General features: G+C 35.8%; 16 protein-coding genes and 1 pseudogene. 10 read left to right on the top strand and 7 right to left on the bottom strand.

What is annotated here, in order from left to right; genetic code table 11:
* Position 1 precedes the first annotated feature (1 nt).
* Positions 2-868 carry an L-serine ammonia-lyase, iron-sulfur-dependent, subunit alpha gene (sdaAA, locus tag GMB29_RS15450; RefSeq protein WP_136356841.1) on the top strand — a complete coding sequence of 289 codons (867 nt, stop codon included), beginning with the start codon at positions 2-4 and terminating at the stop codon, positions 866-868.
* Between the two features lie 186 nt (positions 869-1054).
* On the opposite strand, the gene GMB29_RS15445 is transcribed toward sdaAA, so the two are convergent.
* On the bottom strand, positions 1055-1507 hold the full coding sequence (locus GMB29_RS15445; protein WP_136356839.1) for a YndM family protein: 453 nt from the start codon (positions 1505-1507) through the stop codon (positions 1055-1057).
* Between the two features lie 148 nt (positions 1508-1655).
* Between GMB29_RS15445 and GMB29_RS15440 the strand changes: the two genes are divergently transcribed.
* The gene (locus tag GMB29_RS15440) at positions 1656-1892 is read left to right on the top strand and encodes a YczF family membrane protein (protein WP_136356837.1); all 237 of its coding nucleotides are present in this window, start codon (positions 1656-1658) and stop codon (positions 1890-1892) included.
* Here GMB29_RS15440 and GMB29_RS15435 read toward each other — a convergent pair.
* Genes GMB29_RS15435 through GMB29_RS15425 form a run of 3 tightly spaced genes read right to left on the bottom strand, consistent with a single transcriptional unit; the run spans position 1885 to position 5836 of the window.
* Positions 1885-2985: a GerAB/ArcD/ProY family transporter gene (locus tag GMB29_RS15435; RefSeq protein ID WP_136356835.1), complete on the bottom strand. Its 1101-nt coding sequence runs from the start codon at positions 2983-2985 to the stop codon at positions 1885-1887. The genes GMB29_RS15440 and GMB29_RS15435 overlap by 8 nt on opposite strands.
* Before the next feature lie 24 nt (positions 2986-3009).
* Positions 3010-4212 carry a Ger(x)C family spore germination protein gene (locus GMB29_RS15430; RefSeq protein ID WP_168733925.1) on the bottom strand — a complete coding sequence of 401 codons (1203 nt, stop codon included), beginning with the start codon at positions 4210-4212 and terminating at the stop codon, positions 3010-3012.
* Position 4213: 1 nt separating this feature from the next.
* The gene (locus GMB29_RS15425; RefSeq protein WP_136356832.1) at positions 4214-5836 is read right to left on the bottom strand and encodes a spore germination protein; all 1623 of its coding nucleotides are present in this window, start codon (positions 5834-5836) and stop codon (positions 4214-4216) included.
* A gap of 263 nt (positions 5837-6099) precedes the next feature.
* On the opposite strand from GMB29_RS15425, the gene GMB29_RS15420 reads away from it, so the two are divergent.
* The 3 genes from GMB29_RS15420 to GMB29_RS15410 all read left to right on the top strand — a co-directional run bounded on the left by GMB29_RS15420 (position 6100) and on the right by GMB29_RS15410 (position 8017).
* Positions 6100-6495 carry a VOC family protein gene (locus GMB29_RS15420; RefSeq protein WP_136356830.1) on the top strand — a complete coding sequence of 132 codons (396 nt, stop codon included), beginning with the start codon at positions 6100-6102 and terminating at the stop codon, positions 6493-6495.
* A gap of 239 nt (positions 6496-6734) precedes the next feature.
* A complete protein-coding gene (locus tag GMB29_RS15415; RefSeq protein ID WP_136356828.1) occupies positions 6735-7343 on the top strand; it encodes a flavin reductase family protein in 609 nt (202 codons plus the stop codon).
* A 71-nt stretch (positions 7344-7414) separates the two neighbouring features.
* Positions 7415-8017 carry an NADPH-dependent FMN reductase gene (locus GMB29_RS15410; RefSeq protein ID WP_136356826.1) on the top strand — a complete coding sequence of 201 codons (603 nt, stop codon included), beginning with the start codon at positions 7415-7417 and terminating at the stop codon, positions 8015-8017.
* Positions 8018-8160: 143 nt separating this feature from the next.
* Here the strand turns inward: GMB29_RS15410 and GMB29_RS15405 are convergent, their stop codons facing one another.
* Complete coding sequence (locus GMB29_RS15405) at positions 8161-8514, bottom strand: DUF805 domain-containing protein (RefSeq protein ID WP_136356824.1); 354 nt, start codon at positions 8512-8514, stop codon at positions 8161-8163.
* 422 nt (positions 8515-8936) lie between these two features.
* On the opposite strand from GMB29_RS15405, the gene wrbA reads away from it, so the two are divergent.
* The gene (gene wrbA, locus GMB29_RS15400) at positions 8937-9548 is read left to right on the top strand and encodes an NAD(P)H:quinone oxidoreductase (protein ID WP_136356822.1); all 612 of its coding nucleotides are present in this window, start codon (positions 8937-8939) and stop codon (positions 9546-9548) included.
* A gap of 227 nt (positions 9549-9775) precedes the next feature.
* On the opposite strand, the gene GMB29_RS15395 is transcribed toward wrbA, so the two are convergent.
* Together GMB29_RS15395 and GMB29_RS15390 are read right to left on the bottom strand one after the other, a co-directional pair.
* Positions 9776-10840, bottom strand: a complete 1065-nt coding sequence (locus GMB29_RS15395) for a lactonase family protein (RefSeq protein WP_319941369.1) — start codon at positions 10838-10840, stop codon at positions 9776-9778.
* Positions 10841-10997: 157 nt separating this feature from the next.
* The gene (locus tag GMB29_RS15390) at positions 10998-11324 is read right to left on the bottom strand and encodes a winged helix-turn-helix transcriptional regulator (RefSeq protein ID WP_136356818.1); all 327 of its coding nucleotides are present in this window, start codon (positions 11322-11324) and stop codon (positions 10998-11000) included.
* A gap of 208 nt (positions 11325-11532) precedes the next feature.
* On the opposite strand from GMB29_RS15390, the gene GMB29_RS15385 reads away from it, so the two are divergent.
* The 4 genes and pseudogenes from GMB29_RS15385 (at position 11533) to GMB29_RS15370 (ending at position 16779) form a co-directional block, all read left to right on the top strand.
* Positions 11533-12603: an LLM class flavin-dependent oxidoreductase gene (locus tag GMB29_RS15385; RefSeq protein WP_136356816.1), complete on the top strand. Its 1071-nt coding sequence runs from the start codon at positions 11533-11535 to the stop codon at positions 12601-12603.
* A 386-nt stretch (positions 12604-12989) separates the two neighbouring features.
* Positions 12990-13892 (top strand): arginase, encoded by a 903-nt coding sequence (rocF, locus tag GMB29_RS15380; RefSeq protein WP_196305275.1) that lies wholly within the window; start codon positions 12990-12992, stop codon positions 13890-13892.
* Between the two features lie 287 nt (positions 13893-14179).
* Positions 14180-15031: pseudogene (locus GMB29_RS15375) on the top strand (IucA/IucC family protein); the annotation flags it as partial.
* Positions 15032-15510: 479 nt separating this feature from the next.
* Positions 15511-16779, top strand: coding sequence for an ABC transporter substrate-binding protein (locus tag GMB29_RS15370; RefSeq protein ID WP_136356812.1), 1269 nt, complete (start codon positions 15511-15513; stop codon positions 16777-16779).
* Positions 16780-16832 lie beyond the last annotated feature (53 nt).

Below are 16832 nucleotides of genomic sequence, written 5' to 3'. Positions count from 1 at the left end.
TATGTTTAGAAACGTAGCAGAACTTGTTGCGCTTGCAGAAAGCAAACAAGTGAAAATAGCAGAAATTATGATTCAGCAGGAGATAGAGGTTACAGGACTTACACGGGAACAAATCATTGAGAAAATGGATCGTAATTTAACGGTGATGGAGCAGGCAATCGAACGGGGCCTAAAAGGTGTTCAATCATTCTCAGGCCTAACTGGCGGTGATGCTGTGTTGCTGCAAAATTATATAAAAAGCGGAAAAGCTTTAACAGGTCATATCTTGTTAGACGCAGTCAGCAAGGCTGTTGCAACAAATGAAGTGAATGCTGCAATGGGGACCATTTGTGCGACACCTACAGCTGGTTCAGCAGGGGTTGTTCCTGGAACATTGTTCGCTGTAAAAGAAAAGTTAAACCCTACGCGCATGGAAATGATTGAGTTCTTATTTACATCAGCAGCATTCGGTTTTGTCGTTGCAAATAATGCATCCATATCCGGAGCAGCTGGAGGCTGTCAGGCAGAAGTCGGCTCAGCCAGCGGGATGGCTGCCGCCGCAATCGTCGAACTTGCCGGTGGTACACCTGCACAATCTGCTGAAGCAATGGCGATTACATTAAAAAATATGCTTGGCTTAGTTTGTGATCCTGTAGCAGGATTAGTAGAGGTGCCATGTGTAAAACGTAATGCGATGGGTGCATCAAACGCAATGACAGCAGCCGATATGGCATTAGCAGGTATAAAAAGCAAAATTCCTTGTGATGAAGTGATAAATGCGATGTTTTTAATCGGGCAATCGATGCCATCGACTCTTAAAGAAACGGCAGAAGGCGGTCTTGCAGCAACTCCAACTGGAAAAAGATTAGCAAAAGAGATTTTTGGATAAAAAAGGTGACATGTACCAACGAAAGAATGTAGGTACATGTCACCTTTTTATATATTCCAATCGAAAGGGTTAGAGACTTTTACAATGAATAAAGACAGTAACTTCGATAATAAATAAGTTGAAATCCTCACTAAAAGATTTGGTAGAATCAAAGAAGCTATGTGGGATAAAAATCAATAAGTCAAGTTAATCTTTCTTATGTGTAAGATCCTTAACATCCTCATCCTCACCAAATTCTGTCCCATAGGCAAAAGAAGGATTAAAGCCTGTTTTTCTTCTTTCAATTGTTTGTGTTATATCTGCCTTATTTTGCAGGAATAAATGGACAAACACCTCTGCTACCGTAATAATGCTAGCTGAAATGATACTTCCCCAGCCAATTTGTAAATAATTGTCCAATAAAATACTTCCAAATATCCAAACACTTAAGTACGTTAATAAAAAATCAGTAACAGCTGCGGCACGTTTTCCAAGTTTAGGTAAGATGATTTGATCTCCAATTACATAAGATACAATCGTAACAAACAAACTAAAAGTGAGAATATCAACGATTGTTGCATCAAAGAATAAATCTAAACCAATCGCAAAAGCAATGACACAGGTTACAAATTTTATAAGTAAAATTGTTATTCGTTTCATTTTTAAACCTCCCGTTTTTAGTTTTGATCAAAAATTGAAGGTTCATACATTAAAAAACAAATAAAAGCTAGAAAATTGTCTCTAAATTAATAAAAGAATTCACCATGACAAATACTGATCATAATAAAAATGAAAAAGGAGAAAAAACATGAAAATAATAGGTGTAGTTGTATTTATTTTTTTAGGAACCATTTCAACAAATGTTTTAATCGATCTAATGTCGGGGTATAGGCTCTCTTTCGCTATGTCCAATCTACTCAATCCGTTTTGGGTAATTGAACCAGGAGAGTATGTTATGCTCGCTTTGCTTTTATTCATTATCATAGGTCAGCAAATCTTATTTATCATTAAAAATAGAGAGGAAAATCAAAATGGATCTAATTAGTTTTATGTTTAAAAACGTTTCGTATGACTGAAATCAACAGCATGAACAAAGGCAAAATAATAAAAAATAAATAGACTAGATAACGTAGACCTTTCTGTGCCTCTTCAATATATCCAGAAAAATTTGTTGCAATCATCATTGCTGAAATAATGATAATTCCCCCTACAGGCAAAAGAATTTCCTGATGATTTTTTAATTTAAACAGATCAACAATGCCAATTGCGGCTGCATACATAAAAATGGAGCATTTGAAAAATACCGTCATAAACATTGTAAAAACAACCAGTGCATCAAGCCTTTGGATAAACTCAAGGAGATTCACTTTTCCGATTGTTGTTAAAGTAGGAAACGTTGTTCTTTCCATGACATCAACACCTAGAACTGCTATATTTAAAGATGCTGTCCAGCTTAAAATAAGTCCACTTGAAATCAAGGCTGACAGCCATACTTTTTTCACAGGTCCAGATTGATTAAAATATGGAAGGAGCATCGTGAAGGCAACCATTTCACCAAAAGGAAAATGGATAGTTTCCAAAAAAGCAGTTTTGATAATTGGTTTTAATCCATTTTCAAGTAAAGGCCGCAAATTATTTAACTCGAAATTGTTAGAAACAAGAATGAGAAAATTTGCAGCCACACCAAATAATACTAAAATGACAATAAATACTTCTGAAGTTCTTCCTAACACTTCAATCCCTTGATAGAGGACATAACAAACGACAAGTACGAATGAGATTTGTATCGCTAATAAAGGTGTGTCTGTCATTGTTGATGTGACGAGCAATTCGCTAAAATCACGAACTTGTCTAGTTGCAATATGTAAAAAGTATATGACATATAAAAAACCGATGATCCACCCAAGATATTTACCTAATATTTTTCGAGCATACGCAGTTAAAGGTAAAGTAGGATATTGGCGAAATAAACGATAGTAGATAAAAAATAGCATGATTCCTCCGCACATTCCTAAAAGGATGGCCAGCCAAGCGTCTTTTCTTGCATCTATTCCATAATTTACGACCACAGCAGTCCCCATATTAAACATAAACATCATGGCAAATAGTTGAATTCCACTAATCTTGGCTTTCTCCATCTCTAGGAGCACCCTTTCCGAGTATTATTTAATATATGATTTTACCCTCATTCCGGTACGTCTGATAGCTGCATGTACATGTACGTTAATTTCCGTCTCGGGAAAGATTTCTTCTTCCCATTTCTTCTCTATTTTTTTCCAATATTGTTTATCCTCAATGTTAATATAATCCCCAAACCCTATGATATCGCTTTTTTCCTCTTGAGCAGATTTAAGCGTTGACAGAACTTCTTCTTTTATTTCTTTACTAAGCTGTTTATTTAGTTCATTTATCGTTTTGTTTTTTTCAAGATCGAGTGAACACTGCGTTTCCGAAATAGATCCTTCCGTATTGATTGTTAGGTTAATGACCGGTTTATCGTTATTTATATCAATCTTAATATCTGAATTGGCACGAGCAATATCGATCGCAATTGCATCCTTTTTCTTTGGGCAATCAAGGCTCATCACCGTACGTTTCATTTCATTAGTAATCCACATGACACCTCGAGCACTATTATTTTCTAACCATGTTTTTATTTTCCCATCTTTCATAAGCGCAAGTCCTTTTAGCTCTATTTTAGTATCTTGTGAGATTTGCTGCACATTCGTTGTTTTGTTTCCCTTCTCTACATCCCCGTTAATCTGTATCCCAGCAATGCCTAGATTCCCTTCCTTTAATTTTGCAATAACTTGATCTGCTCGAGAGACTGGATACTCTCCCCATATTTCTTTAGAAGATTCCAGACTCTCTACTATTTTAGAAGAAGGGATAGTTTTTAATGAGGTAGTAACTTTAAGCGCGTCCTCGGCTGTATGATCCCTTACGATTAAAATTGGAAAAAGAACGCGGAAATATGGATCACGTTCAAAAGCATCAAACAGTTCTAAGATTCCCTCTTTAGCCAACTCTTCACCAATAAGCATGACTTGGACGTGAGGGAAAAAAAGTTCAGAAGGTGCTTTATGTGAAATTTTACGAAGTGCTTCTTTTAGAGTGCTGCCTGTAGCTGACAGCATTGTTACAGGAGAGGACTGTACTTTTCCTCCTTGTTGACCGCCGGCAATTTGGCTAGGATCGATAATTTGAACAGTTGCTCGATACCTGTTTTCAACATCGTCTTCACCTTTATCGATACCAATCCCGGAAACGATGCTAAGGTCCTGTAATTCAGCACTGTCCCAGCATCCTGATAAACAGATTATCAATAAAACGAATAAGAAAATCCTAAATAGTTTAAGTATCATTTCAATCCCTCTTAGGTTCATTGTCATTCATGTTCTTTTCTTCTTTTAAAGAAGACTTAGCCTCTTTTCTCTTTCTTTTCTTCTGACTGATGAGGCGAGGGCGTTTTGACATAAATGGTACAGGCAAGCGCAAAATCGCATCTTTTTGATCAGTTGGAATAAAAGGAGCAAAGGGAGCTAAATAAGGTATACCAAATGATCGCAAGCTTACAGTATGTGAAACAAGTATAATCACTCCTAGTCCAATCCCGTAAAGTCCAAACGTACTTGCCAAAAGCATCATCATAAACCGTAATAAACGAGTAGAATCAGTCATTGTATAGTGGGGTATTGTAAAGCTTGCAATTGCAGTTGCTGCAACGACAATAACCATTGCACTTGAAACAATTCCAGCTGAAACGGCTGCTTCTCCTAAAACAAGTGCACCCACAATTGAAACTGCCTGGCCAACGGGCCTAGGCATCCGGATTCCAGCTTCCCTCAAAACTTCAAAAGTCAATTCCATTAATAATGCCTCAAAAATGATGGGGAAGGGGATAGCCTGTCGTTGTGCTGCTAGATTAATTAGCAAGGGTGTAGGAATTAATTCTGGATGGAACGAAATAAATGCAATAAAAAGGGCCTGTCCAAGAAGTGTAATTAAAAAGGAGGCAAGTCTTATAAATCTTAAAAATCCAGACATACTCCAACGTAAATAATAATCTTCAGCAGTTTGAAAAAATTGATTCCACGTAGCAGGAACAATCAATGGAATCGGTGTACCATCTACAAATATGGCTACACGTCCTTCCAATAAATTTCCTGTTATTACATCAGGGCGCTCTGTTATTAGAATAGTCGGCCAAGGTGTCCATTTGTCATCTGTAATCCATTCTTCTATCGTATTCGAACCTTGAATTTCATCGACATCAATTTTATCGAGGCGCTCTCTTACCTCTTTGAGGAGTTTATCATTTACAATTCCATTTACATACATAATGCCAACATCTGTTTGTGTTAGGTTACCTATCTTCATTGTTTCAAGCCAAAGATTTGGACTCTTAATCCGCCTGCGGATCATGGAAGTATTCGTAATGAGTGATTCTGTAAAACTTTCTTTAGGACCACGTACAGAAGATTCAGATGTTGGTTCAGATATTGCTCTTAACTCACCGCCTTGGGACGCACATCCAAATCCCTGAATACACCTATCAACGAGTACAATGGTTTGTCCAGATAATAGGAATGAAAAAAGTTTTTTCAAGTCTGTAACAATCTCAACATGTGTAGTGGTTAAAATATGTTCCCTAATATATGTACCTAACTGATCTGGAGACCAAGATTCATTATTTTCAATCATCCTAGTGTCAGTCATTAGTTTTTCGATAATTGAATTAGCTGTGAGTACTTTATCAGTTAATCCATTGATATAAATAGCAGAAACTTTATGCAATAAAGGATTTCCCATGCTAAACTCACGAATAATTAAATCACTACTATTTCCTAAGGTGTTCTTAATCGTTTGAATGTTAAAATCTAAAGAGGAGCTAAGCTCATGATCTTTAAAGGACATATCTATATCCTCATAAAGTACTTGTTGTTCCTTTTTATTATGCTTAAATAATCGGTTCCATGCACTATTCATATTCTAATAACACTCCATGTCTTAACTTCCTACAACAAATTGTTGTTCATAGAGTATCCTTTTATTGTGAATTCATACACTTTTTCCCTGAGGCTCAGCTTTGTAATAATAAAGGTGACAGACACTAACTAAATGGGATGATTCCTTTATCTGATATGTGTGTGGCTTGATCATTTGTGAGGTAAGTGTAAGTAATAATGTAACTGAAATTTTTTCCATGCTATAATAATAATCATTCCATTATACAAAAGGAGTTGTCTGTCATGATCGAAGTAGAAAGCATCCACCATATAAGTCTATCAGTAACAGATTTGCAAAAGGCAAAACACTTTTATGGAACACTTTTGGGATTTCAAGAATTAAAACGACCTAATTTTGACTTTCCTGGTGTATGGTATCAGATTGGCAATCAACAACTGCATTTAATTGAAATGGATCAATCTTCAACCCTTCGTACCAATCATCATATAAGTTCAAGAGAGGGGCACTTTGCCATTCGTGTTAAAGATTATCATAGGACTTTGACACATTTGAAAGGCAGAGGAATAGAATTAGTTGAAAAACCGAATAGTAAAAGCGGTTTTGCCCAAATATTCTGCATGGATCCAGATTATAATTTGATTGAATTTAACGTGGATAAAGAACAAATGAATCGCTAAGAGGGAGGAAGGGGATCTTTCCTCTAAAAAAAAAGAAAACAATGTGATTGACAAAAAAATATCCTTATAATAATATTATCTTGAATTAAAAATAAAAGTAACTGAGATAAATGGCTGGTAAGTTAAATTCGCATTATTTTATAATGGATTATCTCGAATTCAAGAATATTTAATTGAAAGTTATAATTTATACAGTATTAGGAATATGGTTAAACTGAATAAAGAAAGGAATGATTTTCATGCATTCAATTGACCCATCTACGAATTCCGAAAGAGAAAATTATAAACTCTTAATTGGCAGCATAATACCAAGACCTATTGCTTTTGTGACTACAACTTCTCGTGATGGAATTTTGAACGGTGCACCCTTTAGCTATTTTAATATTGTATCAGCAAACCCGCCGTTAATTTCCGTATCCATTCAGCGAAAAAATGGAATTCTTAAAGACACAGCTCGAAATATAATAGATACGAAGGAATTCGTTGTTCATATCGTTGATGAAAGCAATGTAGAAAAGGTCAATATCACAGCTGCAACCTTGCCACCTGAACAGAGTGAAATAGAGATAGCGAATTTGACGCCAATAAAAAGTACAAAAATCTCTGTTCCAGGTATAAAGGAAGTGAAGATCCGAATGGAGTGTACCTTAGAAAGATCGATTGAATTAGGCGGTGAAGATTCACCAGGCTGTGATTTAATAATCGGAAAAATTGTACAATTTCACATTGATGAAGATCTATATGAGAATGGAAGAATCAATGCGGATCGCTTAGGGGCAGTTAGCCGATTAGCTGGTGATAATTATGCCAAAATTGGTGAGAGCTTTTCAATTAAAAGACCTTCTTAAAGACTTAAATTACAACTTTAAGGGGGTGAAGTTTTACTAGAACAGATATTAACATTTTAGAGGTGAAAGACATGGGTTTTTGGAACAAATTATTCGGAAAAAATACAAATAATGAGGAGACGATCGAAATGACAAAATTAAACATTGGGATTGTTTTAGGAAGTACTCGTGAAGGACGCGTAAGTCCACAAGTAGGGCAATGGGTAAAAGAAATTGCTGACAAACGCGGAGATGCAAACTATGAAATCGTTGATATTGCTGATTTCAATTTACCGTTCTTAGGAACTACTGATGGAACAGAGCCAGGAATCGCAGCATGGAATGAAAAACTTGCTAGCTTAGATGGATTCGTATTCATCGTACAAGAATACAACCACAGTATTACAGGAGCATTAAAAAATGCCCTTGATTTTGCTCGTGAAGCATGGAATGACAAAGCAGCTGGTATCGTAAGCTATGGTTCAACAGGCGGTGCTCGTGCAGCTGAACATCTACGTGGAATTATGGGTGAATTAATGATTGCAGATGTTCGTACACATCCAACATTATCATTATTCACAGATTTCGAAAACGGTTCTGTTTTCAAACCACAAGATTTACATCTTGACAATGTTAACTTAATGCTTGATCAAGTAAATGCATGGAGTGGCGCATTAAAAACATTAAGAAAATAACAAATCAATTAATATTTGAGCTAACTAGGAATTATCTAGTTAGCTCTTTTCAATAGATCTATAATTACTCGATTTGTTGATATTAATCAATAGAAAGACCGCTCTAGAGTTGAGCAGTCCATTCTAAGCAATTTTCCCAAAGCTCAATGACTTACCAGCTTAGGGTTTGTGCCATATTGATTATCTCCCTCTTCACTATCTAGACATGTAAACACAAGTAGAACGATGCTACCAATTAAGGGAATTAAACTAATTAAGACCCACCATCCGCTTCTTCCAGTATCATGTAGTCTTCGAACGGTAACAGCTAGGGAAGGTAATAGGATGAATAAAGAATAAAGTACTGTCAAAAAGGGAGCTATATCTGTACTTGTTTCAACGATTGTAAGTACAATTGAAATAATGACATTAATAAGTACAAACATCCAGTATTCTTTACGTCTTGCTCTTCCTTCAAATCCTACGTAATTTTTTAACACTTTTAAATACCAGTCCATAAAGTTCCTCCTTTTAAGTAAACAATATGATTTTAGGATGTTATTGCAATTTACAGTATCGCTTTTGGTTATTAAAATTTAGATTAAAATATTGTAAACCCTAATTAAATAAGCACATAAATTAATCATCAATAACATCCTAATATCAAAGTATGTTATTCGGAGACTTTTATGAACTTAGTTTAATTGAGGATTTTATAAGGTGTTTTTAAAAATATTTTTGTGGAAATATATAAGAGTACCAACTAAACAGTATTGCCTTATTAAAAGAGAGGAAGATAAAGATACCATCTCTAAGAGTTGTGTACATAATGAATAAGTTAAATAGGTTTATTAGATTGATTGGCAGAAGTTTAAGGGTGAAAGGGTGGAATTGTTAGCAAAAGTGTTTGGGAAAAATCAATGAAAAGGAGACGAAAACTATGTCAAATGTAAAATTAGCTGTTATTTATTACAGTTCAACTGGGACAAACTATCAATTAGCTCAATGGGCTGAAGAAAGTGGAAAAGAGGCTGGTGCAGAGGTAAAAGTATTGAAAGTTCCTGAAACAGCTCCACAATCAGCCATTGAATCAAATCCAGCATGGAAAGCGCATGTCGAGGAAGCGAAAGATATTCCTGAAGTAACATTAAATGATCTTGAATGGGCAGATGCAATTATTTTCAGCATTCCGACTAGATTTGGTAATATGCCATCACAAATGAAGCAATTTTTGGATACAACTGGAGGACTTTGGTTTAACGGAAAACTTGTTAATAAAGTAGTAAGTGCTATGTCTTCAGCCCAAAATTCTCATGGCGGTCAAGAGGCAACCATTTTATCATTATATACAACCATGTACCATTGGGGAGCGATTGTAGCTGCACCTGGATATACAGACCCAGTTACATTTGCTTCTGGCGGAAATCCTTACGGAACAAGTGTAACTGTTAACCAAGAAGGAAAAATGGTTGAGGATGTACAAGCTGCTGTAAAACATCAAGCGAAACGTACAGTTACAATAGCGGAATTAGTGAAAAAAGGTAATCAATAATTTAATATAAGCTAATCTGGATATTTCCGGTTAGCTTTTTTCTTAGGCACATTTATAAGAGATTGTGTTTATAAAACGAAATCTAATTAAGGTTGATTGGAGTAGAAATCAACCACACCGTATTACTTGGTAAATAGCAACACGGTTTACGAAAACAGCCTATTCATAAAAAGAGCTCAAAGAAAACCGCTTGGAAATCCAAGCGGTTTATTCTCATATAACTCAAATTATACATGTAAAAATTTCACACAAACTGGATCAGGTACTGTAACATCAGATTGTAATAACGTTAATTTCCCTGTTTCTGTATCACGGGCAAATAAGACAAGATTGCTGCTTTCTTGATTGGAAGCAATGATAAATTTTTCTGTTGGATCGAATGCGAAGTCACGAGGCCACTGTCCTTCAGTTGATGTGTATTCAACAAATGTAAGTTCACCGTTTACTTGATTCACACTGAATACTGCAATGCTATCGTGGCCGCGGTTTCCTGCATAAACAAATTTCCCGTCAGATGAGATATGTATGGCACTACCTTGGCTGTTTTCTGTAAAATCATCAGGTATGGTCGGAATATATTGCAATTCGGTAAAAATACCAGTTTCTGAATTGTAGCTTAGTACAATCACTTCATTACTTAGTTCTGTCATCACATAAGCGAATTTTCCATTTGGATGGAAGGTAAGGTGTCTAGGACCACTTCCTGCTTTCACTAATAGGCTGTGTACCTCTTCTAATTTACCTTCTTCGATTTTATATGTAATCACTTTGTCAATGCCTAAGTCAACGGCAACTACAAATTTATCATCTGGTGTAAAACCTGAATAATGAGTATGTGGTTTTTCCTGTCTTTCGTGCGGGCCTTTCCCTGTATGCTCGACAATCGAAGTAACAGGGGTTAAGTGACCATTTTCATCTACTAAATAAGCATCAATTGTACCTTTATGATAGTTTGCTGAAACAACTTGACGATTATGTGAGTCAACACTAACATGACAAGGTGATGCACCATCGATGACCTGAGTATTGATTTTTGTAAGTTCACCTGATTGAGGATTGATTTCAAATGAGGCTACTCCACCTTGATTTCCCTCTTTAATAACTGCATATAGATGTTTGTTATCCTGACTTAAGTTCACGTAAGTCGGATTGTCTAATTGTGCAACTGCTTTTATTTCGCCAAGCTTTGAAGCATCAGCATCGAAAGTAAAGCTGTATACTCCTGTACTTTCCCCTTTTGTATATGTACCAATATAACCTATGTATTTTGACAAATTTATTACTCCTTCCATTGCTGTGGTTGTCTACATTATACAGTTTTTTAGTGAAATTCAACAACTTTGACATAAGGATTTCTTAGAAGACGGAAAAAATATTGAAAAAAGGCATTCATGAAAGAATGCCTTAAGTCAGTCGATTGATCGTTTTATTTTAGAAAAAATTGGGAGACTAATCCGTATCTTCTTCTATGATTAACCATGTTTGTGACCACTTTTCTATATCTCGCAAAAGAGGTTCTAAGGATAGACCTTTTTCAGTTAAAGAATATTCAATACGAACGGGAGTTTCAGGGAAAACTTCTCTTTTCACGATTCCTTGATTTTCTAAGTCCTTTAATCTCTCAGAAAGAACTCTCCCAGTAATGCCGATTGACGTTTCAATAGTAGTAAAACGTTGAGGGCCACTAAGGAGTTGGTAGATTACCAGTCCAGTCCACCGTTGACTTAAAATCCCCATTGCTTTTTCAAATCTTGGACAAATTAGAGACTTATTCAATTTCATCACTCCTATAAGAAATAGTATACCAAATATTAATATAGTAATAAAGAATAAATTAATTACTTGACAATAGTTTGTAATAAAAATATAATTACTTACATTAAGTAACTAGGTTTGTAATATAGTAATCACATGAATAATATCCTTTATATTGACAAAAAATACATGAGTTTCAAATGAACAAGGTAATCTGGAGGAAGACCCAATGCTGACAAATACAGACTTAACGAAATCCGAATTTGAAATTGGAATATATACACTTGGTGATATCGTACCAGATCCCTATACAGGTAAGGTAGTAAATGCGCGACAACGATTACAGGAGATTGTTGAATCGGCAAAAATTGCAGAGGAAGCGGGTTTGGATGTTTTTGGTGTTGGTGAGCATCATCGTTTAGACTTTGCTGTATCTGCCACACCTGTTGTTTTAGGAGCCATTTCACAAGTAACAAAAAAAATAAAGCTTACGAGTGCAACTTCTGTACTTAGTACAATGGATCCAGTTAGATTATTTGAAGACTACGCAACATTGGATTTGCTTTCAAACGGCCGTGCAGAAATAATCGCAGGCAGAGGAGCTTTTGTTGAGTCATTTCCTCTATTTGGATATAACTTAGACGATAATGCCGCACTCTTTGCAGAGAATATGGATCTTTTTCTAAAGCTCAGCAAGAACGATCGAATTTCCTGGGATGGAAATTTTCGTACCCCAATACACAATGCCGAAATCGCACCACGACCTGTTCAAGAGCAAATTCCGATCTGGGTCGGTGTTGGCGGCTCACTTGAAAGTGCAGCAAGAGCAGGTCGATTTGGTGCAGGGATGGCAATGGCAATCCTTGACGGTGATCCTTCACGATTTAAGCCAGTAGCAGACATTTATCGCAAAACCGCTACAGAGACAGGTCACAGCTTACAAAATCTCAAAATCGGTGTAACAGGGCATGGCTATCTTGCAAAAACATCACAGCAAGCGAAAGATGAGTACTATCCATATTATTTAAATTACAAGAAATATGTTGGACAACAGCTCGGTATCGGTTCTAACATGAATGAAGCCGAGTACGAACAAATGCTAACACCTGGAGGAGCATTGTTCGTAGGCAGTCCAGAGCAGATTATTGAAAAAATCCTTTACCAATATGAGATGTTTGGACATAAACGCTTCGTAGCTCAAGTTGATATCGGTGCCATTCCGTTTAAAAAAGTAGCGGAAAGCATTGAGCTTTTAGCTACAAAAGTAGCTCCAGTCGTACGCAAAGAAACAATCAGGTAAGTTCTATCCATTAAATATTTTAATTGAAAGTGGTGATAAAATGAATAATTTTATTACCACTTTTTTGTTTGGAGTAATTTATGAGTAAACCTAAATCAGCGAAAAGATGAATATAATCGAGTAAATAAAATAATATTAGCGAAAAATTGATTATACCAGCAGGATTTTGGGGTTATTAGCGGAATTTTGAATATATTAACGCAATCAGAAATCGAGCAGTGATATCCAGAAAAGATCAGATATCATTGATTTAACAACGATAATTCAGCAATAAGTATCTTTAAGAGTGTGTATGGGTATGAATATTTATACATGTAATTGTCAAGTTGAACCATCAATCTCCGGTAAGTTACAATTGTGATATAAACAAAGGGGGTTAATGAATGATGAAAAAACATATATCGATTATCGGTGTCCCCATGGATTTAGGACAATCTCGACGTGGAGTTGACATGGGCCCAAGTGCGATTCGCTATGCTGGTGTTGTGGAACGTTTAGAAAAGCTGGATTTTGACATCCATGATAAAGGTGACATTGCTATTGGTCGACCTAGTAAAAATGAGGTACACTCTGACGGCAATTTGAAATTTTTGAAAGCGGTAACGGAAGCAAGTGAGAAATTGGCTTCTGTTGTTGACGAAGTTATTGAAGCAGGTTCTTTTCCACTAGTTTTTGGCGGTGACCACAGTATTGCAATTGGATCACTTGCAGGTATTTCTAAGCATTACAAAAACTTAGGTGTTATCTGGTATGATGCTCACGGTGATTTAAATACAGCAGAAACTTCTCCTTCGGGGAATATTCACGGTATGCCATTAGCGGTAAGTTTAGGCATCGGTCATCCGGATTTAACGAATATTGGTGGCTTCGCTCCGAAAATAAGTCCGGAGAATATTGTCATTATTGGAGCAAGATCATTAGATGAGGGTGAAAGAGAGCTTATCCGTGAAAGAGGCATTAAAGTCTATACCATGCATGAAATAGATCGTTTAGGTATGACAAAAGTCATTGAAGAAGCGATTACATACTTAAAAGATAAAACAGATGGCGTCCATTTATCACTTGATTTAGACGGATTAGATCCAAGTGATGCACCAGGCGTAGGTACACCGGTATTAGGTGGAATAAGCTATCGTGAAAGTCATCTAGCAATGGAAATGCTAGAGGAATCAAAACTGATCACTTCTGCTGAATTTGTTGAGGTAAACCCAATATTGGATGAAAGAAATAAAACAGCTTCTGTTGCTGTTGCGTTAATGGGCTCACTTTTTGGAGAGAAATTATTATAATATTTGTGTAAGAGGTGTCACTTAACGGTGGTGCCTCTTTTTTACTGTTGGTGTTTTTTTTTCAATTATTACTACGAATCATCCCACAATTACCGGAAAAAGCCTACCATTCGCAATATATTCGCCCAAAAAAAGATAAACCCACATACATAGCTATTCTTCAACTTCAGAACCAAAACTTTTGAACCAGATGAAAATAATATGTAGGTACATGTTAGTAATTTATACCAAACTAATTGACTTTGATAATCATTATCAATTAGTACGAGTTTATTCAAATGATTGTGATAATGAACATTTTAGAAAACGACTCTTTTTTGAAAGACGAATGCCGAATCAGATTATTAGGGGAAGTAGCAACAATGAATGTCGATCATCCTACATTTAATAAATTAAAGGGAGCACCATATCAATATCTTGAACTACTTGGTGTCGTATGGAGAGAAAGTATTTATCAAGAATTAACAGAAGGGGAACATGCCATTACACTTGCCGCATTACTGCATGTTGACCATCATGGTACATCATTTGTGTCAAAGCTTATTGAAAAATCAGGATTGACAGCCCGGGAATGGGTCAAGAAACTTGCAAAAGCAATTTTACCGCCATTGCTCCATTACTTATATCAATACGGTACCGTATTTTCCCCGCACGGTCAGAATACTGTCCTTGTTCTGAAGGATTATATACCTGAACGAACAATCATGAAGGATTTTGTTGTTGATGTCAATATTAGTGATCAGCCATTTCCAGAGCTTGACGTTCTTTCAACGGAGCTGAAACAAGTCCTTCGAAGCGAGGCACCAGAAGGTTTAACACAGTTGATCTTAACAGGATTATTTATTTGTCACTTCCGCTATTTAAGCAACATCTTAGAAGAGAAGGAGGCATTTTCTGAACAGCAATTTTGGCGTATTATTCGACATGAAATTATCACGTATCAACAGAGGTTTCCACATCTACAAGAACGTTATCCGCTATTTGATTTATTACGTCCGACATTTACAAAACTAACACTTAACCGCAATCGAATGTTTGATTATGGATATGGTGATGGTGAAGATCGTCCACATGCAAGCGAATACGGTATTGTGAATAATGCTTTGCATCTGGTAGCAGCACATGAGCAAACAATTTAAGATGGGTTGAAAAGGAATGAGGTATTCAATAGTCTATTGGGTACCTTATTTTTTTGTTAGACTAACCATGTAGGCAATAAAAAACTTAAAAATAAACGGTAAAATTTTTATTGACAGGATATAAACCCATCATTATTATATAATTAAACGATTAATTAATTTGCTTGGATAAGATGTTAAGGGAACTTATCAAATATTTTTTTGAAGGTTATTGAAAACGTATTCAAAAAGCGTTATCAGCAAATATCATTAACTTTCAAGCATGGAAATTAGTAATATTGGTAGTTTTGTATCCCTATATCCAGTATGATAGTAATTTTGAATTACCAGGTGTACATATTTTTTTAAGTAAAAAGTTAATCGTTTAATTTTTACTCATGTTACTATTAACAGAGGTTATGAAACAATCATTAAGGGGGGAAACGAAGGGTCATATTGTCTCATCAGCTTTTCATTAATTATTTATGGAGGGGAAATAAATGAAAAAGCGCAAGTTCTATGTACATTTTCTTACTGTTATCGTATTAATTTTGAGTATTGCGTTAGTTGGCTGTAGCAATAATGAAACAACTAGTAAAGATAGTGATGGGAAAGTAACGATTCAATTCAGTATGTGGGATACATTAGATGATAATGCAAGTTTTATCAAAGATTTTGAAGAAAAAAATCCAAATATCAATATTGAATTAGTAAATATTCCTGAAGATTACTCACAAAAAATCAATTCTATGATTATTGGTGGAACAGCTCCTGATGTTATCTTGTCATGGGAAGCTGATATTAACCGCTTTGCTGAAAGCGGTGCTATTGATTCTCTAGAGGAGTATATTGAGAAAACAGATGCTTTTAAAATGGAAGATTTTATCCCGGCAGTTAATAAATTAAACAAGAATAATGGTAGCATTTACGGTTTACCATGGAGCTACGCATCTGAGTTTTTATATTATAACAAAGACATGTTCGATAAAGCTGGTGTAGAGTATCCAACAGCAGATTGGACATGGGCAGATTTTGAAGAAGCAGCGAAGAAATTAACGATTCGCGAAGGGTCAAATACAGTTCAATGGGGAGCAGATGCGATTTCATTCCCTGGAATTTGGTATTCATCAATTGGGGCAGCAGGTGATGATGTTGTTGATGCAGAAGGAAACCTTGATTTATCAAATGGTTTAAGAAAGACATTAGAATTCCAAAATAAATTAACGAATGAAGATAAAGTCATTCCACAGCCATCTGTTGGTGGAGAAGTATCTGACTTGTTTGCTGCAGGTAAAGCAGCTATGACACGTAATGGAAGCTGGTATATTGCTAGTTATAAAGAGAATGATTTTAATTGGGATATAGCGCCATTACCAAAGGAAGAAAGATCATATTCGTCCCTTCATACAGGATTCTTTACAATTAATAGTAACAGTGAGCATAAAGAAGAAGCATGGAAGTTTATTGAATATATGATGGGAGATACTGGTCAATCTCTTATCAGTAAACAGTTTAACAACCCTTCAACTCGTTTAAGTGTTGCTGAGAAAGGCGAGTATCAAGTAGCTGGTGAAAAAGGACCAGAAAATTGGGATGTCTTTGATAAGACTGCGCAATTTGCAGATTTTGGTTATGTCTTAGTGAATCCAACAGTAACAAATGAGCTTGTACAAAGCTTTAACGCAGTGCTATTAGGAAACAAAGACATTGATGAAGTTATCAATAAGGATGTACCTAGTGCACAGAAAAAACTAGATAAAGAGAAATAACAAAGTATGTGGTGACCCATGAAAGCCAAATGCTTTTGGGTCACCCATTTTTA

Source organism: Metabacillus sediminilitoris, from assembly GCF_009720625.1.
In the GTDB taxonomy this organism is placed as follows: domain Bacteria; phylum Bacillota; class Bacilli; order Bacillales; family Bacillaceae; genus Metabacillus; species Metabacillus sediminilitoris.
This window is presented reverse-complemented; position numbering and strand designations above follow the sequence as displayed.